This is a genomic window from Paracoccus aminovorans (assembly GCF_900005615.1).
GTDB lineage: Bacteria > Pseudomonadota > Alphaproteobacteria > Rhodobacterales > Rhodobacteraceae > Paracoccus > Paracoccus aminovorans.
Genome location: NZ_LN832559.1, coordinates 469,093 through 490,772, shown reverse-complemented (window position 1 = coordinate 490,772; position 21,680 = coordinate 469,093). Strand labels below are relative to the sequence as shown.

Annotated in this window: 24 protein-coding genes; 9 read left to right on the top strand and 15 right to left on the bottom strand. The window is 67.8% G+C overall.

Features of this window, described 5'->3' with window-relative positions:
* Nucleotides 1-19 precede the first annotated feature (19 nt).
* Nucleotides 20-889 (bottom strand): 50S ribosomal protein L11 methyltransferase, encoded by an 870-nt coding sequence (locus JCM7685_RS02515; RefSeq protein WP_074966894.1) that lies wholly within the window; start codon nucleotides 887-889, stop codon nucleotides 20-22.
* A complete protein-coding gene (msrA, locus tag JCM7685_RS02510; protein WP_074966895.1) occupies nucleotides 890-1,474 on the bottom strand; it encodes a peptide-methionine (S)-S-oxide reductase MsrA in 585 nt (194 codons plus the stop codon).
* A 110-nt stretch (nucleotides 1,475-1,584) separates the two neighbouring features.
* On the opposite strand from msrA, the gene JCM7685_RS02505 reads away from it, so the two are divergent.
* Both JCM7685_RS02505 and JCM7685_RS02500 read left to right on the top strand, forming a co-directional pair.
* Nucleotides 1,585-2,592 (top strand): P1 family peptidase, encoded by a 1,008-nt coding sequence (locus JCM7685_RS02505; RefSeq protein ID WP_074966896.1) that lies wholly within the window; start codon nucleotides 1,585-1,587, stop codon nucleotides 2,590-2,592.
* A 192-nt stretch (nucleotides 2,593-2,784) separates the two neighbouring features.
* Nucleotides 2,785-4,257: an NAD-dependent succinate-semialdehyde dehydrogenase gene (locus JCM7685_RS02500; protein ID WP_074966897.1), complete on the top strand. Its 1,473-nt coding sequence runs from the start codon at nucleotides 2,785-2,787 to the stop codon at nucleotides 4,255-4,257.
* A 182-nt stretch (nucleotides 4,258-4,439) separates the two neighbouring features.
* On the opposite strand, the gene JCM7685_RS19790 is transcribed toward JCM7685_RS02500, so the two are convergent.
* A complete protein-coding gene (locus tag JCM7685_RS19790) occupies nucleotides 4,440-4,610 on the bottom strand; it encodes a hypothetical protein (RefSeq protein ID WP_170848907.1) in 171 nt (56 codons plus the stop codon).
* A gap of 10 nt (nucleotides 4,611-4,620) precedes the next feature.
* Entirely contained in the window at nucleotides 4,621-5,364 is a 744-nt protein-coding gene (locus tag JCM7685_RS02495) for a DUF1013 domain-containing protein (RefSeq protein WP_074966898.1), read from the bottom strand.
* 159 nt (nucleotides 5,365-5,523) lie between these two features.
* On the opposite strand from JCM7685_RS02495, the gene JCM7685_RS02490 reads away from it, so the two are divergent.
* Nucleotides 5,524-6,156, top strand: a complete 633-nt coding sequence (locus JCM7685_RS02490) for a ribonuclease T2 family protein (protein WP_074966899.1) — start codon at nucleotides 5,524-5,526, stop codon at nucleotides 6,154-6,156.
* Nucleotides 6,157-6,384: 228 nt separating this feature from the next.
* Here the strand turns inward: JCM7685_RS02490 and JCM7685_RS02485 are convergent, their stop codons facing one another.
* Both JCM7685_RS02485 and JCM7685_RS02480 read right to left on the bottom strand, forming a co-directional pair.
* Nucleotides 6,385-7,362: an NAD(P)H-quinone oxidoreductase gene (locus JCM7685_RS02485; protein ID WP_074966940.1), complete on the bottom strand. Its 978-nt coding sequence runs from the start codon at nucleotides 7,360-7,362 to the stop codon at nucleotides 6,385-6,387.
* Between the two features lie 11 nt (nucleotides 7,363-7,373).
* Complete coding sequence (locus JCM7685_RS02480) at nucleotides 7,374-8,063, bottom strand: COQ9 family protein (RefSeq protein ID WP_074966900.1); 690 nt, start codon at nucleotides 8,061-8,063, stop codon at nucleotides 7,374-7,376.
* 123 nt (nucleotides 8,064-8,186) lie between these two features.
* Here JCM7685_RS02480 and rpsU point away from each other — a divergent pair, with 123 nt between their 5' ends.
* A complete protein-coding gene (rpsU, locus tag JCM7685_RS02475) occupies nucleotides 8,187-8,393 on the top strand; it encodes a 30S ribosomal protein S21 (RefSeq protein WP_011748553.1) in 207 nt (68 codons plus the stop codon).
* 55 nt (nucleotides 8,394-8,448) lie between these two features.
* On the opposite strand, the gene JCM7685_RS02470 is transcribed toward rpsU, so the two are convergent.
* Nucleotides 8,449-8,907: an Lrp/AsnC family transcriptional regulator gene (locus JCM7685_RS02470; RefSeq protein ID WP_170848909.1), complete on the bottom strand. Its 459-nt coding sequence runs from the start codon at nucleotides 8,905-8,907 to the stop codon at nucleotides 8,449-8,451.
* A gap of 134 nt (nucleotides 8,908-9,041) precedes the next feature.
* On the opposite strand from JCM7685_RS02470, the gene ald reads away from it, so the two are divergent.
* Complete coding sequence (gene ald / locus JCM7685_RS02465) at nucleotides 9,042-10,157, top strand: alanine dehydrogenase (protein ID WP_074966903.1); 1,116 nt, start codon at nucleotides 9,042-9,044, stop codon at nucleotides 10,155-10,157.
* A gap of 38 nt (nucleotides 10,158-10,195) precedes the next feature.
* Here the strand turns inward: ald and mscL are convergent, their stop codons facing one another.
* The gene (mscL, locus tag JCM7685_RS02460; RefSeq protein ID WP_074966905.1) at nucleotides 10,196-10,633 is read right to left on the bottom strand and encodes a large conductance mechanosensitive channel protein MscL; all 438 of its coding nucleotides are present in this window, start codon (nucleotides 10,631-10,633) and stop codon (nucleotides 10,196-10,198) included.
* Nucleotides 10,634-10,727: 94 nt separating this feature from the next.
* Here mscL and JCM7685_RS02455 point away from each other — a divergent pair, with 94 nt between their 5' ends.
* Together JCM7685_RS02455 and JCM7685_RS02450 are read left to right on the top strand one after the other, a co-directional pair.
* The gene (locus tag JCM7685_RS02455; protein WP_074966907.1) at nucleotides 10,728-11,429 is read left to right on the top strand and encodes a glutathione S-transferase C-terminal domain-containing protein; all 702 of its coding nucleotides are present in this window, start codon (nucleotides 10,728-10,730) and stop codon (nucleotides 11,427-11,429) included.
* Nucleotides 11,430-11,641: 212 nt separating this feature from the next.
* Nucleotides 11,642-12,535, top strand: coding sequence for a DMT family transporter (locus JCM7685_RS02450; RefSeq protein ID WP_231964676.1), 894 nt, complete (start codon nucleotides 11,642-11,644; stop codon nucleotides 12,533-12,535).
* Nucleotides 12,536-12,896: 361 nt separating this feature from the next.
* Here the strand turns inward: JCM7685_RS02450 and pheT are convergent, their stop codons facing one another.
* A complete protein-coding gene (pheT, locus tag JCM7685_RS02445; protein ID WP_074966911.1) occupies nucleotides 12,897-15,284 on the bottom strand; it encodes a phenylalanine--tRNA ligase subunit beta in 2,388 nt (795 codons plus the stop codon).
* Nucleotides 15,285-15,496: 212 nt separating this feature from the next.
* Between pheT and JCM7685_RS02440 the strand changes: the two genes are divergently transcribed.
* Entirely contained in the window at nucleotides 15,497-15,787 is a 291-nt protein-coding gene (locus JCM7685_RS02440) for a TM2 domain-containing protein (RefSeq protein ID WP_231964675.1), read from the top strand.
* 1 nt (nucleotide 15,788) lies between these two features.
* Here JCM7685_RS02440 and JCM7685_RS02435 read toward each other — a convergent pair whose 3' ends face one another.
* Entirely contained in the window at nucleotides 15,789-16,268 is a 480-nt protein-coding gene (locus JCM7685_RS02435) for a hypothetical protein (protein WP_074966915.1), read from the bottom strand.
* Nucleotides 16,269-16,407: 139 nt separating this feature from the next.
* Between JCM7685_RS02435 and JCM7685_RS02430 the strand changes: the two genes are divergently transcribed.
* On the top strand, nucleotides 16,408-16,629 hold the full coding sequence (locus JCM7685_RS02430; protein ID WP_074966917.1) for a hypothetical protein: 222 nt from the start codon (nucleotides 16,408-16,410) through the stop codon (nucleotides 16,627-16,629).
* A gap of 277 nt (nucleotides 16,630-16,906) precedes the next feature.
* On the opposite strand, the gene JCM7685_RS02425 is transcribed toward JCM7685_RS02430, so the two are convergent.
* The 5 genes from JCM7685_RS02425 to JCM7685_RS02405 all read right to left on the bottom strand — a co-directional run bounded on the left by JCM7685_RS02425 (nucleotide 16,907) and on the right by JCM7685_RS02405 (nucleotide 21,668).
* Complete coding sequence (locus tag JCM7685_RS02425; protein WP_100526019.1) at nucleotides 16,907-17,839, bottom strand: IS5 family transposase; 933 nt, start codon at nucleotides 17,837-17,839, stop codon at nucleotides 16,907-16,909.
* 249 nt (nucleotides 17,840-18,088) lie between these two features.
* Complete coding sequence (locus JCM7685_RS19485; protein ID WP_139218079.1) at nucleotides 18,089-18,538, bottom strand: hypothetical protein; 450 nt, start codon at nucleotides 18,536-18,538, stop codon at nucleotides 18,089-18,091.
* A 247-nt stretch (nucleotides 18,539-18,785) separates the two neighbouring features.
* Nucleotides 18,786-19,868, bottom strand: coding sequence for a phenylalanine--tRNA ligase subunit alpha (pheS, locus tag JCM7685_RS02415; RefSeq protein ID WP_100526017.1), 1,083 nt, complete (start codon nucleotides 19,866-19,868; stop codon nucleotides 18,786-18,788).
* A 70-nt stretch (nucleotides 19,869-19,938) separates the two neighbouring features.
* A complete protein-coding gene (locus JCM7685_RS02410) occupies nucleotides 19,939-20,283 on the bottom strand; it encodes an arsenate reductase family protein (RefSeq protein ID WP_074967242.1) in 345 nt (114 codons plus the stop codon).
* Nucleotides 20,284-20,315: 32 nt separating this feature from the next.
* Nucleotides 20,316-21,668 carry a cytochrome P450 gene (locus tag JCM7685_RS02405; RefSeq protein ID WP_074967245.1) on the bottom strand — a complete coding sequence of 451 codons (1,353 nt, stop codon included), beginning with the start codon at nucleotides 21,666-21,668 and terminating at the stop codon, nucleotides 20,316-20,318.
* Nucleotides 21,669-21,680: the final 12 nt, after the last annotated feature.

The following is a 21,680-nucleotide window of genomic DNA, read 5'->3' as shown; positions in this document are numbered from 1 at the left end:
GCCTTGTGGCCGGGGCCGGTCAGGACCGGGCGACGACCAGGGTGGACCAGTCGCCGAAATCGTCGCGCCTTTCCAGCGGCAGACCGCCTGCGGCATAGGCGGCGGAGACTTCCTCGGCCTGGGTGGTCAGGATGCCGGACAGGATCGCCTTGCCGCCGGGCGCCACCTGGCGCGCCATGTCCGGCACCAGGTCGATCAGCGGCTGTTTCAGGATATTGGCAAAAACCAGGTCGAAGGGCGCCGCGCCCTCGATCAGCGGATGGTCGAAGCCGACCGCCTCGACGCATTCGACGCGGCCGTCCAGCCCGTTGGCGATGACATTGGCGCGGGCCACGTCCACCGCCTGAGGGTCGATGTCGCCGGCCAGCACCACGACCGGGAACACCCGCGCCGCCGCCATCGCCAGGACGGCGGTGCCGCAGCCGACATCGACGATGCGCTCGGGCCGTAACCCGTCCGCGACCAGCCGGTCCAGCGCCAGAAGGCAGCCGCGGGTGGTGGCGTGATGGCCGGTGCCGAAGGCCATCGCCGCTTCGATCAGCAGCGCCTCGGCGCCCTCGGGGACGCTGTCCGCGTCATGGCTGCCATGTACGAAGAAGCGCCCGGCCTCGACCGGCGCCAGCGTGCGCTTGACATGCGCGACCCAGTCCACTTCGGGCAGTTCCGACACCTCGAAGGGCGCGGCGCCCCAGGCGGCGGCAAGCAGGGCCAGCGCCACCTCGTCGGGGGCCTCGGTGAAATAGAGCCCCACCTCCCAGCGGTTCGAGCCGTCCTCGATCTCGAAGACGCCACTGCCGACGGGCTCGGGGGTCAGGTCCTCGCCCGCCTCGGCCAGCGCCTCGGCCGCCTCGCGGCCTGTGGTATGGGTCAACGCGGTCCAGGTCGGCATTCAGATTCCCTCGGCGATGTCGGTCAGCGGTGCTTTGACACCGGTGCCGCGCAATCCGCAATAGCCGTCGGGATAGCGGTCCAGATATTGCTGGTGATCCTCCTCGGCAGGCCAGAACGGGCCGGCGGGCAGGATCAGGGTGGTGATGTCCGGGTATCCGCCCACCGCCAGCCGGTTGCCGTAATCGGCCTTGCTGAGTTCGGCCGCCACCCGCTGGCTGTCGGTGAAATACATGATCAGCGAACGATACTGGTCGCCGACGTCGTTGCCCTGGCGGTTGCCCTGCGTCGGGTTGTGGTTTTCCCAGAACACCTGCAGCAGCCGCTCATAGCTGATGCGCGAGCTGTCATAGACCACGCGCACCACCTCGGCATGGCCGGTGCCGCCGGCGCAGACCTGCTTGTAGGTCGGGTTCTCGGTGGCGCCGCCGGCAAAGCCCACCTCGGTCAGCCAGACGCCGTCCAGCTGCCAGAACAGCCGCTCGACGCCCCAGTAGCAGCCCATGCCGAAGATCGCCTGGTCGAAGCCTTTGGGCGGTTCGGCATCCAGCGGCCGGTGAAAGATCCTGTGCATCGGGGCGGTCATCGTCGCATCCTTTCGCGAAAGCTGTTGCCGCAAATCTAGGTGCGGCCCTAGTCTGGCGCAACGCCGCAGGCCGCGGGACGGTTCGGCGGCAGGGCAGCAAAGAGGCAGAGATGCGGGCAGGACCGCGAAACCTCATCACCGATGTCGCCGGGCTGAGCGTGGGCAACGCCCGGGACGACCGGCTGCGGTCCGGGACCACGGTGCTGGTGGCGGATGCGCCCTTCGCCTGCGGCTTCAACGTCATGGGCGGCGCCCCCGGCACGCGCGAGACCGAACTTCTGGCCCCCGACAAGCTGGTGCAGGGCGTGGACGCGCTGGTGCTGTCGGGCGGCTCGGCCTTCGGGCTGGCCGCCTGCGACGGCGTCTCCGAGGGGCTGCGGGCGGTGGGCCGCGGCTTTGCCGTCGGTCCGGTGCGGGTGCCGATCGTGCCGGGGGCCATCGTCTTCGACCTGCTGAACGGCGGCGACAAGGATTGGGTGCAGAACCCCTATCCCGCCCTGGGCCGCGCGGCGCTGGAGGCGGCCGCGCCCGGTTTTGCCCTGGGCAGCGAGGGCGGCGGCACCGGGGCGATGACGCATCGCTGGAAAGGCGGCCTCGGCTCGGCTTCGGCGGTGCTCGACTGCGGCGTGACGGTGGGCGCGCTGGCGGTGGTGAACGCGCTCGGCTCGGTCACGGCCGGCGAATCGCGGCAGTTCTGGGCCGCGCCCTGGGAACTGGACGACGAGTTCGGCGGGCTGGGCCTCGCGGGTCCCTGGCCCGGCGGCGAGGAGCCGCTGCCCGGCAAGCGGCTGGGCGAGGCGACGACCATCGCCGTGGTGGCCACGGATGCGGCGCTGGACAAGGCGGGATTGACCCGCCTTGCCACCACGGCGCAGGACGGCATGTCCCGCGCCATCGTGCCCAGCCACACGCCTTTCGACGGCGATCTGGTGTTTGCGGTCTCGACCGGTGCCATGCCCCTGCCCGATCCGGCGCTGACCCCGTTCCAGCTGGGCCATGCCGCCGCCTGCGTGCTGGCCCGCGCCATCGCCCGCGGCGTCCATGCCGCAAGCCCCCGGCCGGGCGATCTGCAACCCTGCTGGGGCAGCGCCCTGCCGTCCGGGACAGCGCGGAGATAAAAAAGGGGCGGCGCGAGAGAAGCACCGCCCCAGCCTTGAACGCCAAGAGGGAAAACCTGACGATACAGGGCCAACGCCCCCCCCCCGCTTCGGGTTCATCACGATTCTGCGACGACGCATCGCCCGGGGCCGGCCTTGCGTTGTTCCGCCAAAAGCGCAAGCCTGCACCCGATTGCCCGAAAGGAGACCGCCATGAACACCCATGCGACCGATCTGAAGATGCTGTTGAAGGACCCGTCGCTGCTGGAGACGCGCGCCTATGTCGCCGGCGAATGGGTCGAGGCGGACGACGGCAGCACCTTTGCGGTGGTGAACCCCGCCCGCGGCGACGTGATCGCCCAGGTGGCGGATCTGTCGCGCGCCGAGGTCGCCCGCGCCATCGCCGCGGCCGCCGAGGCCATGAAGGCCTGGTCCGCCCGCACCGCCAAGGAGCGCGCCCAGATCATGCGCAAATGGTTCGACCTGATGATGGAGAACCAGGACGACCTGGGCCGCATCCTGACCGCCGAACAGGGCAAGCCGCTGCCCGAGGCCAAGGGCGAGATCGCCTATGGCGCCAGCTTCATCGAATGGTTCGGCGAAGAGGCGAAGCGCATCTACGGCGAGACCATCCCCGGCCACCAGCCCGACAAGCGCCTGACCGTGATCCGCCAGCCGATCGGCGTGGTGGCCTCGATCACACCCTGGAACTTCCCAAACGCGATGATCACCCGCAAATGCGGCCCGGCGCTGGCGGCCGGTTGCGGCTTCGTCGGCCGCCCCGCCGCCGAGACGCCGCTGTCGGCCTTGGCCCTGGCCGTGCTGGCCGAGCGCGCGGGCGTGCCCAAGGGGCTGTTCAGCATCGTGCCCTCGTCGCGGTCCTCGGACATCGGCAAGGAGTTCTGCGAGAACCCGGCTGTGCGCAAGCTGACTTTCACCGGCTCGACCGAGGTCGGGCGGATCCTCTTGCGCCAGGCCGCCGATCAGGTGCTGAAATGCAGTATGGAACTGGGCGGCAACGCACCCTTCATCGTCTTCGACGACGCCGACCTGGATGCGGCGGTCGAGGGCGCCATGGCCTCGAAATTCCGCAACAACGGCCAGACCTGCGTCTGCGCCAACCGCATCTATGTCCAGGCGGGGGTCTATGACGAATTCGCCAGGCGGCTGGCGGTGGCGGTCGACAAGCTGCGCGTCGGCGACGGGTTGGAGGAAGGCGTGACCACCGGCCCGCTGATCAACCGCGACGCCGTCGAAAAGGTGCAGGAACATATCCAGGATGCGCTGGAGGGCGGCGCGACCGTGGTCACCGGCGGCAAGCCGCGCGAGGGGCTGTTCTTCGATCCGACCGTGGTCACCGGCATCACCGACAGGATGAAGGTCGCGACCGAGGAAACCTTCGGCCCGCTGGCGCCGCTGTTCCGTTTCGACACCGAGGCGGAGGCCGTCGAGCGCGCCAATGCCACGATCTTCGGCCTGGCCGCCTATTTCTACGCCCGCGACATCGGTCGCATCACCCGGGTGCAGGAGGCACTGGAATACGGCATCGTCGGGGTGAACACCGGCATCATCTCGACCGAGGTGGCGCCCTTCGGTGGCGTCAAGCAGTCGGGGCTGGGCCGCGAGGGCTCGCGCCACGGGATCGAGGATTATCTGGAAATGAAATATATCTGCCTGTCGATCTAACCCGGCAGATCGCGGGCAATGCGCTGGAGGTAGAGCCCGCTCATCATCGGCGCCATGCCGGCCATGCCGTCCTACCAGACCAGGAAGGCGAGGCGCAGCCCAGCCACAGCGGCTGGTGGCGCGAGGCGGCGGCAGGCTGGCCAACAGGGCCAGGGCTTCGTCGCGCCGGCCGGCAGGGACGGTCAGCCTGAACCCGCCCAGAGCGAAGCCGGCATGCGGCAGCTGAGTGCCGCATGGGTGTCGTGGATCTCGGCCGGCAGGCCCGCGGCGTGCAGGACGGCAGCGGCCAGCTGCGCCTCATGCCAGCGATAGGCATGGGCGATCACCACTGGCGCGGCCTTCTGCCGCGGCACGGCGCCGGGCTCAGTTGTCCTCGTCTTCGTCGTCGTCGGCCTCGGGCAGGTTGAAGAAGCTGTCGGCGTCCAGATTGTCGGCCTGAGGCTTGTCCTCGTCCTTGCTGAGGCTGAAATTCTCGAGCCCGGCGATGCTCGAAGGCAGGCGCGGCTCGTCCGAGATCGCCAGCGAGGTCTCGGTCGACAAGAGCTTGCGACGCTCGTCATCGGTCATGGCGCCGCCCTCGGTCGCCTTCTTCTTGGCCGCTTTCTGCACGGCGGCATCCAGTTCGGACTGCCGGCACAGGCCCAGAGCGACCGGGTCGATGGGCTGCATGTTCTGGATGTTCCAATGCGTGCGCTCGCGGATCGAGGCGATGGTCGGCTTGGTGGTGCCGACGAGCTTGGCGATCTGCGCATCGGCCAGTTCCGGGTGGAACTTGACCAGCCACAGGATGGCGTTCGGCCGGTCCTGGCGCTTGGACAGCGGGGTGTAGCGCGGGCCGCGGCGCTTTTCCTCGCCCTCGGCGGCGGGGTTGTGCTTCAGCTTCAACCTGTAGAGCGGGCTTTTCTGGCCCTTCTCGATCTCGCCGGGATCGAGTTGGTTTGAGGCGATCGGGTCGAAGCCCTTGACGCCCGCCGCCACGTCGCCATCGGCGATGCCCTGCACCTCAAGCTCGTGCATGCCGCAGAAATCGGCGATCTGCTTGAAGCTCAACGTGGTATTGTCGACCAGCCAGACAGCGGTGGCCTTGGCCATCAGCGGCTTGTTCATGACCTTCTCCTTAACAATATCTCTTCCGGCCGGGGAAAACGGCTGTCGGCGGCTGCCATTCCATTTTCGGGGGATTGACGGGCTATATAGGACCAGATTGGACCAAAATAAAGCCTGAATTTCGTGGCGCCGGCGCCCTGCCACGACTAGTTTCCGGGCATGAGAACGCTCGCCCTGCTCGTCGCCCTGCTGACGACCGCCCCCGCCGCGCTGGCGCAAGACGTCGCCGGGCGCTTCGACTATTACGTCCTGTCGCTGAGTTGGTCCCCGGGCTGGTGCCGGGCCGAGGGCGATGCCAGCAGCGCCGCGCAATGCGATGCCGGCAAGCGGATCGGCTTCGTGGTCCACGGCCTCTGGCCGCAATACGAGCGCGGCTGGCCCGAGGATTGTCCGGCCACCACCTCCGACCCTTCGCGGCGCGACAGCCGGGCCATGGCCGATCTGATGGGCTCGCCCGGATTGGCCTGGTATCAATGGAAGAAGCATGGCCGCTGCTCGGGCCTTTCCGGCTCCGATTACTTCCTCCTGACCCGAGAGGCGGCCCGCGCCATCGCCATCCCCGATCCGCTGCGCCGGCTGGACCGCGACGTGACCCTGCCGGCGAAGGTGATCGAGGATGCCTTCATTACCGCCAACCCCAAGCTCACTCGTGACGGCATCACCGTCACCTACCGAAACCGCGCGCTGCAAGAGGTCCGCATCTGCCTGACCCGCGACCTGGCCCCCCGCACCTGCGCCCCGGACGCGCGGCGCGATTGCAGCGGCAGCTTCCTGATGCCGGCGCCGCGTTGACGGCACGGCCGCTGGCCTCCGGCGGGGATATTTATCCACAAAAGAAGCCGTTAACCGAATCGTAAGGATTTGCGGGCAATCTGGCATCACGGAACAGGCGGGGACGCCGATGGCCGTCACAGAAGAAGCCACACCCCGACCCTTTGCTCCGGCGGGCGGGGTGTGTGCTTTTCTTTTGTGGATAAATATCCCCGCCGGAGGCCAGCGACCGCGACGCAGAGCTCGGCTTCAGTCCTCGGCCAAGACCTGCAGCAGGATCTTGCCGATATGGCCGCTGCTCTCCATGCGGCGATGGGCCTCGACCGCCTCGCGCAGTGGGAAGCTGCTGTCGATCTGCGGGCGTACGACCTCGGCCTCGATCAGCGGCCAGAGCTTCTCCTGCAACTCGCTGGCGATCGCTGCCTTGGCACGGTCGGATTGCGGGCGCAGGGTCGAGCCGGTCACCGTCAGCCGCCGGGTCATGATCTGGGCGAAGTTGATCTCGGCCTTGGGACCGGCCAGGAAGGCGATCATCACCAGCCGGCCGTCGTCGGCCATGCATTTGATGTTGCGGGCGATATAGTCGCCGCCGACCATGTCGAGGATCAGGTCGGCGCCGCCCGCCTTGCGCAGCAGGGCGACGAAGTCCTCTTCGCGGTAGTTGATGGCGGTGGCGCCCAGCCGGCTGCAGGCCGCGCATTTCTCGGCCGAGCCCGCCGTCGCCCAGACCCGCGCACCCAAGGCCTTGGCGATCTGGATCGCCATGGTCCCGATCCCCGAGGAACCGCCATGAACCAGGAAACGCTCGCCCGGCTGCAGTCCGCCGCGCATGACGACATTGGACCAGACGGTGAAGGCGGTCTCGGGCAGGGCGGCGGCTTCGCGCAGGGTCAGGCCCGCGGGGATCGGCAGGGCGTGTTCCGCCGGGCAGGTCGCGTATTCGGCATAGCCGCCCCCCGGCAGCAGCGCGCAGACCCGGTCGCCGGGCTTCCAGCGCGTCACGCCCTGGCCGACGGCCGCGACCTCTCCGGCGCATTCCAGACCCGGCAGATCCGAGGCCCCCGGCGGCGGTGCGTAGGAGCCGGCGCGTTGCAGCACGTCGGGGCGGTTCACGCCGGCCCAGGCGACCCGGATCAGGATCTGGCCGTGGCCGGCCACCGGCACCGGGCGCGTGGCCGGCTTGAGGACCTCGGCCCCACCCGGAGCAGAGATTTCGATCGACTGCATGACATCGGGAATCACCCTTGCCCCCCCTTGGCTTTGTGCATGCGCGCATCGCCGCGCAAACCTCCGGGCAGATTGCGATTTTCCGGCCGCTTAATCCAGCCCGTTGCGAGCTCGGCCAGCATGCCCACGCCCGGCAGCGCGCCGATCCGGCCCTTGAAGGTCTCGAAGCGCATCACGCCCGCGATGCGGCGGTCCAGGAAGGCCCGCGTCGCCTCGCAGTCCGGGGAATCGTCGCCCAGCCAATAGAGCGCCGTCGCGCCATAGACCGCCGACAGGGTCGCGCGGCGGGAATACCAGTTCACGTCCTCGGACCGGTCGCCGAGCCCGTCCCAGACCGCGTCCGCCGTCTCCCACAGCAGCCGCGCGCCCAGGCTGGCATGCTGCGGCAGCGCCAGGACCGAGGCGCCGGCCCGGGCCAGGTCGCGGTCGCTGAACGCAAGGCGCTGCATCACCGCCGCCGCCACCCGGTCGCGGAAGCGGCCCTGCGGCGGATGCTGGACCAGCCAGTCGCGCAGCGCCCGGTCGCCCTTGCGGTGATAGGCCGCGGCCAGGTCGGCGCCGCCGCGCGGCAGCAGCACCCGCGCCATCGCCGGCGTCATGCCGAGGTCGCGGGCGCCCGCGGCCACGGCCTTTTCGCCCATGCCCTCGAAAACGACATGGGACAGGGCGGCCTCGATCAGCCGTTCCCGTTCATCCGTCATGGCCTTCTCCTCCTCGATATTGCGCAGGGACCTGGAAAATCTGGACAAGAGCGATTCGCCCTGCTAGAAGGCCGCGTCCTGCAAATCTGCTCAACTTTAACCTAGGAAGGTGGTGACAACCACATGCAGGTAAGTGTTCGCGACAACAACGTCGAACAGGCGCTTCGTGCTCTGAAGAAAAAGCTTCAGCGCGAGGGGGTGTTCCGTGAAATGAAGCTCAAGCAGCATTTCGAGAAACCCTCGGTCAAGAAGGCCCGTGAAAAGGCCGAGGCCGTTCGCCGCGCCCGCAAGCTGGCCCGTAAAAAGGCCCAGCGCGAAGGCGCGCTGTAAGACGAGCGACACGTTCGTTTCAGGAAAACCCCCGCTTTTGCGGGGGTTTTTCATGTCAGACCGGCAGCGCCGTGGTCTGTGCCACCGTGCGCAGCGAGAACGAGGAATGCATCTGCTGCACCCCCGGCAGCTTGGCCAGGGACTGGCGATGGATGCGGGCGAAATCGTCGGTGTCATGCGCCACCACCTTCAGCAGGTAGTCGGCCGAACCCGCCATCAGGTGGCATTCCAGAACGTCGGGGATCTTGCGCACCTCGCGCTCGAAGGCTTCCAGCAGCTCGTCCGCCTGGCCGGAAAGCGTGATCTCGACGAAGACCGTGGTCGGCCGCTCCAGCTTGCGGGCGTCGAGCAGGGCGACATAGCCGCGAATCACCCCCGCCTCTTCCAGCCTCTGGACCCGGCGGTGGCAGGCGCTGGCCGAGAGGCCGACCTCGGCCGCCAGGTCGGCATTGGTCATGCGGCCGTCGCGCTGCAGCACGGTCAGGATGCGGCGGTCCGTCGCGTCAAGCTCGATCATCGGTGAACATCCCCGCGTCCCGGGCGCCCTTTCGGGCGAATTCTTCGGATCTAACCGGATTCCGCGCGCAGTTTAAGCGGGAATTCCCCCCACGCCCGTGTCACGATCCCGTCAGGAGAGAGGAGAGCCCCATGAAGATCGGATGCCCGACCGAAATCAAACCGCAGGAGTTCCGCGTCGGCCTGACGCCCGAAGCCGTGCGGGAGGCGGCGGCCCATGGCCACGAGGTGCTGGTGCAGGCCGGCGCCGGTCTGGGCGCCGGCTTCCCGGACCAGGACTACCGGGCTGCCGGCGCCCGCATCCTGCCCGATGCGGCGGCGATCTTTGCCGAGGCGGACATGATCGTAAAGGTCAAGGAGCCGCAGGCCGGCGAACGCGCCATGCTGCGCCGGGGGCAAGTGCTGTTCACCTATCTGCATCTGGCCCCCGACCCCGCCCAGACCCGCGAATTGCTGGAGAGCGGCGTCACCGCCATCGCCTATGAAACCGTGACCGATGGCCGGGGCGGCCTGCCGCTGCTGGCGCCGATGTCCGAGGTCGCCGGCCGGCTGGCGCCCCAGGTCGGCGCCTGGACGCTGCAAAAGGCCAATGGCGGCTCGGGCGTGCTGCTGGGCGGCGTGCCGGGGGTGCGGCCGGGCAATGTCGTGGTGATCGGCGGCGGGGTCGTAGGGGCGGCAGCGGCGCGGGTGGCGGTCGGCATGGGCGCGAACGTGACCGTGCTGGACCGGTCGGTGCCGCGGCTCAGCGAGCTCGACGACGTCTTCATGGGCCGGCTGACCACGCAATACGCGACCCAGGCCGCGATCGCCGATCTGCTGCCCGGCGCCGACATGGTGATCGGCGCGGTGCTGGTGCCGGGGGCGGCCGCGCCCAAGCTGGTCACCCGGGCGCAGCTGCGGCTGATGAAGCCGGGCTCGGTGCTGGTGGACGTGGCCATCGACCAGGGCGGCTGTTTCGAGACCTCGCATCCGACCACGCATCAGGACCCGGTCTTCGAGGTCGACGGCATCATGCATTACTGCGTGGCGAACATGCCGGGGGCGGTGGCCCGCACCTCGACCCGGGCGCTGGGGAACGCCACCCTGCCCTTCGTGCTGGCTCTGGCGGACAAGGGCTGGCGCCGCGCGCTGTCCGAGGATGCGCATCTGCGCGCCGGGCTGGCCACGCATGAGGGCGCGCTGGCCTCGGCCCCGGTGGCGGCGGCGCAGGGGCTGGACTGGCAGGCGCCCGAGGCGCTAATCGGCTGAGCGCATGGCCGGCGCGGCGGACGCGCCGGCCGGCAGCATCAGCCGCGCTGCGCGCGCAGTTCGTCGCGGATCTGCAGCAGCAGTTCCTCTTGCGTCGGGCCGGAGGGCGCGGCGGCCTCTTCCTCTTTCTTGCGGATGGCGGCGGATTGCAGCTTGTTCACGCCCTTGACCAGCAGGAACACCGCCCAGGCGATGATCAGGAAGTTGATGACCGCCGACAGGAACGCGCCATAGGCAAAGACCGCCGCGCCGGAATCGCGCGCCGCCGCCAGGCTGGCGCCGTCCGGGACGTTGCCCTTCAACACGATGTAATGGCCGCTGAAGTCGGTGCCGCCGGTGAGCAGCCCGATGATCGGGTTGATCAGGTCGGCGACCAGCGAATTGACGATGGCGGTGAATGCCGCGCCGATGATGATACCGACGGCAAGGTCGACGACATTGCCCCGGGCGATGAATTCCTTGAATTCCTTGATCATGTGCTTACCTTTTCAACCTGTCGCACGTGTTGACGAATTTGCTCACAACACGCTGCCGGAATCCAGCCCAGACGGAACGGAACGGGACCCCATCATGACCGCATTGACCGACTTTCCCATCACCCACCGCTGGCCGCCCAGGCGTCCCGACGTGATCCAGCTTTACACGCTGAACACGCCGAATGGCATCAAGACCTCGGTCATGCTGGAAGAATGCGGGCTGGACTACGACGCGCATCGCATCAGCATCACCGACCCCGAGGACCAGCTGACCCCCGAGTTCCTGTCGCTGAACCCCAACAACAAGATCCCGGCGATGATCGACCCAAACGGGCCGGACGGCGCACCCATCGGCCTGTTCGAGACCGGCGCCATGCTGATCTATCTGGGCGACAAGACCGGGAAGTTCCTGCCCGCCTCGGGCAATGCGCGCTATCACACGATCCAGTGGCTGATGTGGCAGATGGGCGGCGTCGGGCCGATGTTCGGCCAGGTCGGCTATTTCCACCGCTACAAGGGCAGCGAGATCGAGGATCCCCGTCCCCGCACCCGCTATTACAACGAGGCGCGGCGGCTTCTGGGCGTGCTCGACCGGCAATTGCAGGGCCGCGACTGGATCACCGGCGAATATTCCATCGCCGACATGGCGGTGGGGCCGTGGCTGCGCACGATCCGCGTGAACTACCAGGCCGAGAAAGAGACGGGCATGGACGGGTTCGGCAATGTCCAGGCCTATCTGGACCGCTTCCTGGCCCGGCCGGCGGTGCAACGCGGCATCGAGGTCGGCGCGGAGTGACCTGAAGGCGCTACGGCCGAGGCGCCGGGACCGGTTCCCGCGGCACGGCCGGGATGTCCGCGGGCAGTTCAACGGCAAGAAACGGATCGCGCGGCCTGCCCGGGCCTGACACCGTCCCCTCCGAATAGCCGCCCCCGAGGGCGGGACCGGAGGGCTTGTCCATGTCGTCACCATCGCCATCCCGTCGCCCCATGACCCCGATGGAATGGGCCATGCTCCTGGCCCTTGCCACGGTTTGGGGCGGATCGTTCTTTTTCAATGCCGTCGCCGTGCGAGAGCTGCCCGTCCTTACCGTGGTCGTGTCCCGCGTGGTGCTGGCCGCCATCCTCCTGCTGGCGATCATGCGGCTGCGGGGCGAACGATTGCCGCCCGACCGGCGGGTCTGGGTCGCGTTCTTCGGCATGGGGCTTTTGAACAATGCCATCCCGTTCTCGCTGATCGTCTGGGGACAGCAGCACATTGCGTCGGGCGTGGCCTCGATCCTGAACGCCACGACGCCGCTGTTCACGGTCGTTCTCGCGCATGTGCTGACCCGGGACGAACGGCTGACGCGGGGCAAGTTCGCCGGCGTGCTGGCCGGCCTGGCCGGGGTTGCGGCGATGATCGGGCCGGATGCGCTGCAGGAGCTGGACGCCGGCTCGGTTGCCCAGCTGCTGTGCCTGGGCGCCGCGATGTCCTATGCCGCCGCCGGCATTTTCGGCCGCAGGTTCCGGGCCATGAAGATCAGCCCGATGAGTACGGCGACCGGGCAGGTGATCGCCTCCAGCCTGACCATGCTGCCGCTGGTCCTCATCCTGGATCGACCCTGGACCCTGCCGCCCCCCAGCCCGGCCGCCATCGGCGCGCTGATCGGCGTGGCCGCGATCTCGACCGCCTTGGCCTATGCGCTGTATTTCCGCATCCTCGCCACCGCAGGGGCCACCAACCTGCTGCTGGTGACGTTCCTGATCCCGGTCAGCGCGATCTTGCTCGGAACATTTTTCCTTGGAGAAACCCTGCTGGCGCGCCATGTCGCCGGCATGGCCCTGATCGGTGCCGGGGCGGCGGCCATCGACGGGCGGCTGTGGCAGGCCGCAACCGCCCAACGCAAGGGGACGGTGGAATGACCCGCGACACGATGCCGCGACAAGCCGTCGATATCCGCGACGTCGAGACGGCAGGAACCTTCGTCTATGACCGAGACAGCGACATGACGGTCCCGCCCGCTTCGCGGTATCCATCAAGGCAAATCCGGCGGGGTCAACCCGCCGGGCAACGCATTATTCGCGACGGGATTCATCACTCTGCCATCCGCCACAACCGATCGTATCTCGACGGCATAGGCTTCTCGCCGCATCGGAGGCTTCAATGGCTGGAAAGGCGTTGCCCGCACCACGCGCAACGGCAAGCCGAAGCGTGCGACGCCCGCCTGGCTGGCGCATACGCCCGGCGCCGCAGGCTGCGCTCAAACGCGCCCTGCCCTGGCCCTCAGCTCCGCAGCACGCCGCCCGTCGCCTTGGAGACTTTCTCGACGATCTTGGCCGAGACCGCCTCGATCTCGGCATCCGTCAAGGTCTTGTCCTTCGGTTGCAGGCGGGCGGTGATGGCGACGGATTTCTTGCCGCCCTCCAGCCCGGTGAACTGGTCGAAGACGGTAACCCGCTCGATCAGCGCCTTGTCCGCACCCGCCGCCGCGTTCACCAGCGTCAGGGCCTCGACCTGCGCATCCACAACGAAGGCGAAATCGCGCTCGACCGCCTGCAGGTCCGACAGCACCAGCGCCGGGCGCGAGGGCGTGCGGGTCTTGGGCAGCGGCACCGCAGCGATGCGGACGGTAAAGCCGACCGCCGTGCCCTTGATGCCGAAATGCTTCAACACGCGCGGGTGGATCTCGCCGAAGGTGGCCAGCGTGTTCGGGCCCAGCGCGATATTGCCGGCGCGGCCGGGATGCCACCAGCCATCCAGCTTGCGGTTGACCTGCGCCTTGGCCGGCGCGCCGATGGTGGCCAGCACCGCCTCGGCATCGGCCTTGGCGTCATAGATGCCCACCTTGCGGCGCGAGGCATAGGGGTCGCGCGGCGCCGTCGCGCCGACCAGGACGCCGGAAAGATGCAGGTCCTGCTCGCCCGGCTCGCCGCCACTGAAGACCGGGCCGCATTCGAACAGCGCCAGGTCCATGAAGCCGCGCGCCTGGTTGCGCGCCGCCGCCGCCAGCAGGCCGGGCAGCAGGTCGGGGCGCATATGGGTCATCTCGCTGCTGATCGGGTTTTCGATCCGCACCGCGTCCGAGCCGCCGCCGAACAGCGCCGCCGCCTGCGCGTCGATGAAGCTGTAGGTGACGCATTCGTTATAGCCCAGGCTCGCCGCCATGCGCCGCGCCGCCGATTCCCTGCGTTGCAGCGGCGTCAGCACCGGCTGCGGCACGCCGGCCTGCGGGCGCGGCAGCGGCTGGCCTTGCAGCCTGGTCAGGCTGGCAACGCGGGCGACCTCTTCGACCAGGTCGGCGCTGCCCTGCACGTCCGGGCGCCAGGACGGCACGAATGCCTCGTTGCCCTCCAGCCGGAAGCCCAGCGCCTGCAGCGTGGCGCGCTGTTCCGCCTCGGGGATCTCCATGCCGACCAGGCTGATGACCCGGGCGGGGTCCAGGGTATAGCTGCGGGTCGTATCGGGGATGGCGCCGGCGGTGACGACCTCGGAGGCCTCGCCGCCGCAGAGGTCGAGGATCATCCGCGTCGCCAGTTCCAGCCCTTTTTGCGTGAAGGCCGGATCCGCGCCGCGCTCGAAGCGATAGCGGGCGTCCGAGTTGATCTTCAGCGCCCGGCCGGTGGTGGCGACGGCGATCGGGTCCCAATAGGCGCTTTCCAGAAAGACGTCGGTGGTCTCCTCCGAGCAGCCCGACAACTCGCCGCCCATGATTCCGGCCAGGCTTTCAGGGCCTTGCTCGTCGGCAATCACCATGGTGCCGGGCGCGAAGGCATAGGTCTTGCCGTCCAGTGCCAAAAGCGCCTCGCCCTCGGTCGAGGGGCGGACGATCAGGTCGCCCTTGACCTTGGCGGCGTCGAAGACATGCAGCGGCCGGTTCAGGTCGAAGGTGAAGAAATTGGTGATGTCGACCAGCGTGTTGATCGGGCGCAAGCCGATGGCGGTCAGGCGCTTTTGCAGCCAGTCCGGCGAGGGGCCGTTCCGGACGCCCCGGATCAGTCGACCCGAGAAGAACGGCGCCTTTTCAGCGACTTGCGCATCAATCACCACCTTGATCGGGCTGGGGAACATGCCCGGCACGGTGACGTCGGCGATGGGCTTCAGCGTGCCAAGACCGCGCGCGGCCAGGTCGCGGGCAATGCCGTGCACGCCCAGGGCGTCGGGGCGGTTCGGGGTGATCTTGATCTCGATGACCGGATCGACCGCCTCGGGACGGTTCGCGGCCAGCCAGTCGACGAATTTCTCGCCGACCTCGCCCGAGGCAAGCTCGATGATGCCATTGTGTTCGTCCGAAAGCTCCAGCTCGCGTTCCGAGGCCATCATGCCATGGCTCTCGACGCCGCGGATCTTGCCGACGCCCAGCGTGGTGTCGATGCCGGGAACATAATCGCCGGGCTTGGCCAGGACCACGGTGATGCCGGCGCGGGCATTGGGGGCGCCGCAGACGATCTGCTTCTCGCCCTCGTCGGTCAGCACCTTGCAGACCCGCAACCGGTCGGCGTCGGGGTGCTGGACGGCTTCCAACACCTTGGCAAGGGTGAAGGATTTCAGCTTGCTGGCCGGATCGGTCACGCCCTCGACCTCGAGGCCCAGGTCGGTCAGCGCCTCGGTGATCGCGTCGAGCGAGGCGGTGGTGTCGAGATGCTCCTTGAGCCAGGAGAGGGTGAATTTCATGGGCGCGGGCTCCGGTCGTTTGCGCGTCCCTTAGCGCATGGCGCGGCGGATTGGTAGGGTCGTGCACCGCCCCCGGCCGGCCGTCGCGGATTTTCCGGCCGTTGCCGGCGATAGCGCTGCGCCGGGCGCACCGGCCTTGTTCCGCGCCGCGCCCGCCCTATATGTGAATGGGATTAACATGGGCATGAGGGCCGATGGACACGCAACGGGAAATGCTGATCGAACAACGGGTCGCGAATGACGCCAAGTCGCCGCTGGTCGCCTATCTGCTGGCGATCCTGCTGTGGGGCTTTGGCGCGCACCGGATGTATCTGGGGCGCTGGGTCAGCGGATTGCTGATGCTGGGGTTGTGGGGCCTGGGCTGGCTGACGGCGCCGATCCTGATCGGCTGGCCGCTGATCGGGCTGGTCTGCCTGTGGGCGCTGATCGACCTGTTCCTGATCCCCGGCATGATCCAGGAGGACAAGGACGCGATGCGCCGCAGCCTCGGCTCGCGCTGGTAGATCAGCCGGTGAACAGGCCCAGGGTCACGAACAGCGCCGCGCCGGCCAGCCAGGCCGGCTTGTTGCCCCGGCCGAGGATGCCGAAGGCCAGGCAGGGCGCGGCCAGGAACCAGGGCCAATGCCGCGCGAGCGCGGGGCCGGCACCGCTGATCCAGCCCGGCGCCATCAGAGCCAGGACATAGCTGAGCAGCGCCAGCAGCCCGAACCAGCAGGCGGCGGCGATGCCAAGCTCCAGCACCGCACGCTCGGTCTTTTCCTGGGTCCAGGGGTGCGGGCCAAGATGGCCGCGAGCCAGCGCGATGATGGTCACCGCCAGGAAGGTCGCCGAGGCGATGCCGAGGATCGGCAGCAGATAGGCCTGGGTGATGGCCGCAGAGACGGTTCCGCCTTGGCCGGCCTGCCCGGCATCGACAAGGCCAAAGAGGCTGATCGAGGCCATGAAGGCCGTGGCATAGGCGGTGAGCGTGGTGGGGTTCGACATGCTGGCCCTTGGGTGCTGGCGGAGATTTCTGACAGGGATTCGGGCGGCAGATTATCGGGCCGGCAGGGCGCTGTCATCTGGCAGAGGCGCGCAGGTGCACACGCGTCGGCGGGCTCAGGTTCCGGTTGTGGAGGGATGGATGGAGACGGCTCTGGTCGTGGTCCTGGTGCCGCTGACCTGCGGCGGGGCGCTGTGGCTGTGGCATCTGGCGCGGGATTCTCGGCAGGCGCGGCTGGTGATCGTGGCGCTGTGGGGCGTGCTGCTGGCGATAAGCATGATCGCGGGCGAGCCCTGGGTGCTGGTGATGGGCGCGGCCACGGTGATGATGGGGATATGGGTTTACGGAACGTGGCGATATTGATGAGTATGCGACGACGGGCGAGATGGCGCTGGCATAGCCTGAGCGGCGATCTCTGGCGGGCCTGTCTGGATAGCGCCGCCGGGTCCGGTCCCGGCCCGACCGATACTTCACAAGGAAGGCGTGCGGTGATCCCGGTCATGTGGCCCAGGGCTTCCGCTGGCGATTGCGAGGCGTCGAAGGTCAACAGAGCAGGACGCCCTTGGTCAAATCATCCGTCAGGAAGGACTCTGTTGCACCAAAGAGTTGATGGCCGGATTTCCCCTTTCCCCGGACAGATCTATCCCACGGCCTCTGTGACGGGGGTGCCAAGCGCGGTGTAACGGTTCAGAATAGCGATACGGACCTGAAGCTCGGCGACCTGTCGGTCAAAGTCCCGTGCCATGAGGCGCTGACCCAGCAGTTTCACACAGTGCATCTTCGTCTCGACGCGGCTTCGGGGGTGGTATCCACTCCATCGTCGCCAGAGGGCACGACCGAGGTATTTCGATGCCCGCAGAGCCTCGTTTCGTGCGCCCGCGCCGGCGGCGACTGTCTTCCAGGGTTTGGCGTTCTTGCGGGGCGGAATGACAGCGTCGGCGCCGCGGTCAGCGATGGCATCGTGGCATTTGCGGGTGTCGTAGGCGCCGTCTGCTGTGACGCGGCCGATCTGCTCGTGCGCCGGGATCTGTTTGAGCAGGTCGGGTAACACCGGCGCATCGCCGATGTGGCTCCCTGTGATCTCCACCGCCCGAACCTCCAGCGTTTCCTCATCAATCCCCAGATGGATCTTGCGCCAGACGCGCCGTTTCGGGCCGCCATGCTTGCGGGCGTGCCACTCGCCTTCGCCCTCGACCTTGATGCCAGTGCTGTCGATCAGCAGGTGCAGCGGCCCCTTGGACCCGCGATACGGTATGTTCACAGCCAGGGTCTTCTGGCGACGGGACAGGGTGCTGAAGTCAGGCACCGTCCAGTCGAGACCAACCAACTGCAGCAGGCTCTCGACGAAACCAGTCGTCTGCCTGAGCGCCATGCCGAAGAGCACCTTCATCGAAAGACACGTCTGAATGGCGGCATCGCTGTAGGTCTGCTGGCGGCCACGCCTGCCTGTCGGCGCGGCATCCCAGCTCATCTCGGGGTCGAACCAGATCGTCAGCGAACCCCGGCGCTTGAGCGCTTCATTGTAGGCTGGCCAGTTCCGGGTTCTGTATGTCGGGGATGCGGGTCGGCTCATGCAGACCAGCTACCGTACGGGTTTCATCAGATGAATCCATGACAGGATTTGTGCAACAGTGCCGTCAGGAAGGGGAGTTGAGCCGGATGAAAGGTGCGGGACCGGGCAGTCGGCTGAGCCGCCTGGGCGTGACCGTATCGCGAAAAGATAAAGGGCGGCAACGCCCGAGTTGGAAGAAAAGCCCCCTGCTTGGAGGGCGAGCGAGGCTATTCGTTACCGGGCGGAAGGGTGGAGTGGGACCTTGCTATGTCAGGCAGGCTGTTCGAAAGGGTTGCTCGCGGGCTGTTGGGCCGGCGTTCCAAAAGGACTGTTCGGAGCGGGTGTCGCGAACGGGTTCCGATCATTCGGGCCGGTCTTTTTCATGCGCCAGCAATCAGAAACAATCTGAAGGGCTTTTGCGCTGCCATGCAGGGGCACCGGGTAGACATCCCCATTCGGAAACGCGATCAGCATTTCTCTGCCATTCCTGATGCTGCTGAAAAGCCTGCCATACTGCTCGGCCTTCGGAATGATCATCATGGTGGATGACATCGGGCGTATATCATGCAGAGGACAGCTCACCGAAATGGCCGCGCCGAGAAAAGATGATCCATCAATCTTTATCAAAACCGGTCCCAGCAATTCGCCCCAAGGAAAGGCAAAATCGTCATGGTGATAAAGAATGTCGATCTCTTCGCCGTAAACGCGCAAGTAACCCATGCGTTGCGAAATTCGTGGCTGGCCGCACAAGCCTTCACAGTCCCAGCGCCGGAGCCATTGATTTCCTCGAACTGCCAGGCGAGAGCCGGAGGAATCGTCAGGAGCAGCAGAGCTATCGCATCCGCGACGATCTTACCAACATGTTTCATGCCGCACCTGCGAACTGATAAAGGCCCGCATAGCGCAGCATGATTGCTCTCGCCACTCAAGTTAATGGCTCAAACTTGATCGATTTAGGGCCGCGAACCTACCGCGACAACCCACCTGCCACGCTCGGCACATCCCCCGCGGCAAAGCCGTAATGCCGCAGCCAGCGCAGGTCGCTTTCGAAGAAGGCCCGCAAATCCGGGATGCCGTATTTCAGCATGGCGATCCGGTCGATGCCCATGCCGAAGGCGAAGCCTTGCCACTGGTCGGGGTCGATGCCGCCAGCGGCCAGGACCTTGGGATGCACCATGCCCGAGCCGAGGATCTCGAGCCAGGAATTGCCCTGGCCCAGCGTCAGCTTGCCGCCTTCCCAGGAGCAGCGGATATCGACCTCGGCCGAGGGTTCGGTGAAGGGGAAATGCGAGGCGCGGAAGCGCAGCTCGACCTCGTCGAGCTCGAAGAAGGCGCGGCAGAATTCCTCGAGCGTCCATTTCAGGTTCGCCATCGAGATGTCGCGGCCCAGCGCCAGACCCTCGACCTGGTGGAACATCGGCGCATGGGTCTGGTCCATGTCCATGCGATAGACCCGGCCGGGGGCAATGACGCGGATCGGCGCGCCGGTTTCCTGCATGGCGCGGATCTGCACCGGCGAGGTATGGGTGCGCAGGACATGCGGCGGGCGGTTGTCGCCCGTCGCGCGCGCCATGAAGAAAGTGTCGTGCTCCTGCCGGGCGGGGTGCTCGGGCGGGATGTTCAGCGCGTCGAAGTTGAACCAGTCGGATTCGATCTGCGGACCCTCGGCGACGCGGAAGCCCATGTCGGCGAAGATCGCGGTGACCTCCTCGGAAACCTGGCTGACCGGGTGGATGGTGCCCTGCGGCCGCGGCCGGCCGGGCAGGGTCACGTCCAGCCATTCCTCGCGCAGGCGGGCGTCCAGGGCGGCATCCTCGAGGCCCTGGCGGCGGGCGCGCAGGGCGGCGTCGACCTCGTCCTTCAGCCGGTTCAGCGCGGCGCCGGTGGTCTGGCGCTCCTCCGGCGTCATGCGGCCCAGTTCCTTCATCATGCCGCTGATCTCGCCCTTCTTGCCAAGGGCGGCCAGGCGCACCTGCTCCAGCGCGTCGCCGTCGGCGGCGGCCGAGATGCGGTCGAGATAGGTCTGGCGAAGGGCGTTCAGGTCGGACATGGCGGGCTTTCCTTGCGGTTTGCCCGCCGATTAGCACGCAGGGCGGGCCGGGAAAAGCCCGCGGAAAACCTCAGCGGCCATAGGTCTCGGTCACCCGTTCGGCCGGTCGGCACAGCCGCACGCCTCCGGGACCGCAAACGAAGGGTCGCTCGACCAGCAGCGGGTTCTCGACCATGGCGGCAAGGATGTCCTCGTCGCTGGCCTCCGCCAGCCCGCGTTCCTCGGCGTCGGTGCCTTTGACCCGCAGTGCCTGCCGCGGGGTCAGGTCGGCCGCGGCGAACAGGCCCAGAAGCTGGCCGCGGGTCCAACCGGCCCGGGCGTAATCCACGATCTCGGGCTCATGCCCGGCGTCGCGGATCATCTGCAGCACCTTGCGGGAGGTCGAGCAGGTGGGCTTGTGATAGATGGTGATCATGGCAGCGACTTTGGCGCGGGCCGCACCGGCTTTCAAGAGCGTTCGGACACCTGCAGCCAGACCCCGCCATGCGGGCGCAGGGTCAGGATCATCCGCGGCTGCGGCTGACGGTCGGTCAGGGCAAAGCGCAGCCGCGAGACCAGCGTGGCCAGGATGATCACCGCCTCCTGCAACGCGAAGCTGGCACCGATGCAGATGCGGGGGCCGGCGCCGAAGGGCAGGAAGGCGAAGCGGTCGCGGGTAACGCCGGGGCCGAACCGGTCGGGGTCGAAGGCGTCTGGGTCGTCCCACAGCAGATGGTGGCGATGCAGCGCATAGATCGGCAGCATGATGGTGTCGCCGGGCCGCACCTCGCGCCCGCCCAAAACGTCGGAACTGCGGGCGGTGCGCGACAGGAAGGCGGCGGGTGGATACAGCCGCAGCGCCTCGTCGATCACCTGGCGGACATAGGGCAGGCGCGGCAGGTCGGCGGCGGTCGCGGCGCGGCCGCCCAGCACCGCGCCCGCCTCGATGGCGGCGCGCTGCTGGACCTGCGGGTCGAAAGCCAGCAGGTAAAGCGACCAGGCCAGCGTCAGCGCCGTCGTCTCATGCCCGGCGACGATGAAGGTCAGCAGGTTGTCGCGCAATTCGGCCGAGGTCATGCGGCGGCCGGTCTCGGGATCCGCCCCGGCGCGCAACAGATCCAGAAGGTCCGGCACCGGGCGCGGACCGAAACGGGTGCGCGCGCGGATCGCCTGGTCCGCGACGCGCTTCATCCGCCGCAGGTCGCTCCCCGAGAGCAACCGTCCCGGCCGCGGAATCCAGCCGGGCAAGCCTAGGACGTCCAGGACCGAGATCCGCGCCGTGCCCTCGATATAGGCGTCGATCGCCCGGTGCACGGCATCGCGGTCAAAGCCCTCGTCCCCGGAAAAGGTCACATCCGAGATCACCTCGAAAGTCGCGGCTACGGTTTCTTCGAAAACATCGACCGGCCCTTGCGCCGCCGCCAGCCGCCGGGCCGAGGCCTCTGCGGCGGCGGTCATCACCGGCGCCAGCGCCTCGACATGGCGCAAGCCAAAGGCGGGGGCGGCGGCGAGCCGCTGCCAACGCCAATGCGCGCCTTCGGCCACGAACATCGATTCGCCCACCGCCGGCTCCAGGATCAGCCGCGTCACCAGCGACTTGGGATAGTCCTCGACGCGGTCCTTCAGCACCACGCGCAGCGCCTCGGGGTCCATGACCATATGCCAGCGCTTGCCGACCTTGCCCGACACCATGGGCTGGCGCACGGCGATCTCGGGGATCAGTTCCAGCACGTTGCGCCGCGCGACCATGGCCGATCCCAGCACCCCCAGCGGTTTGCGGTGCAAGGGGACGCGGACGGGACAGGCGGACGGAGACGGCATCTCCCGAAACCC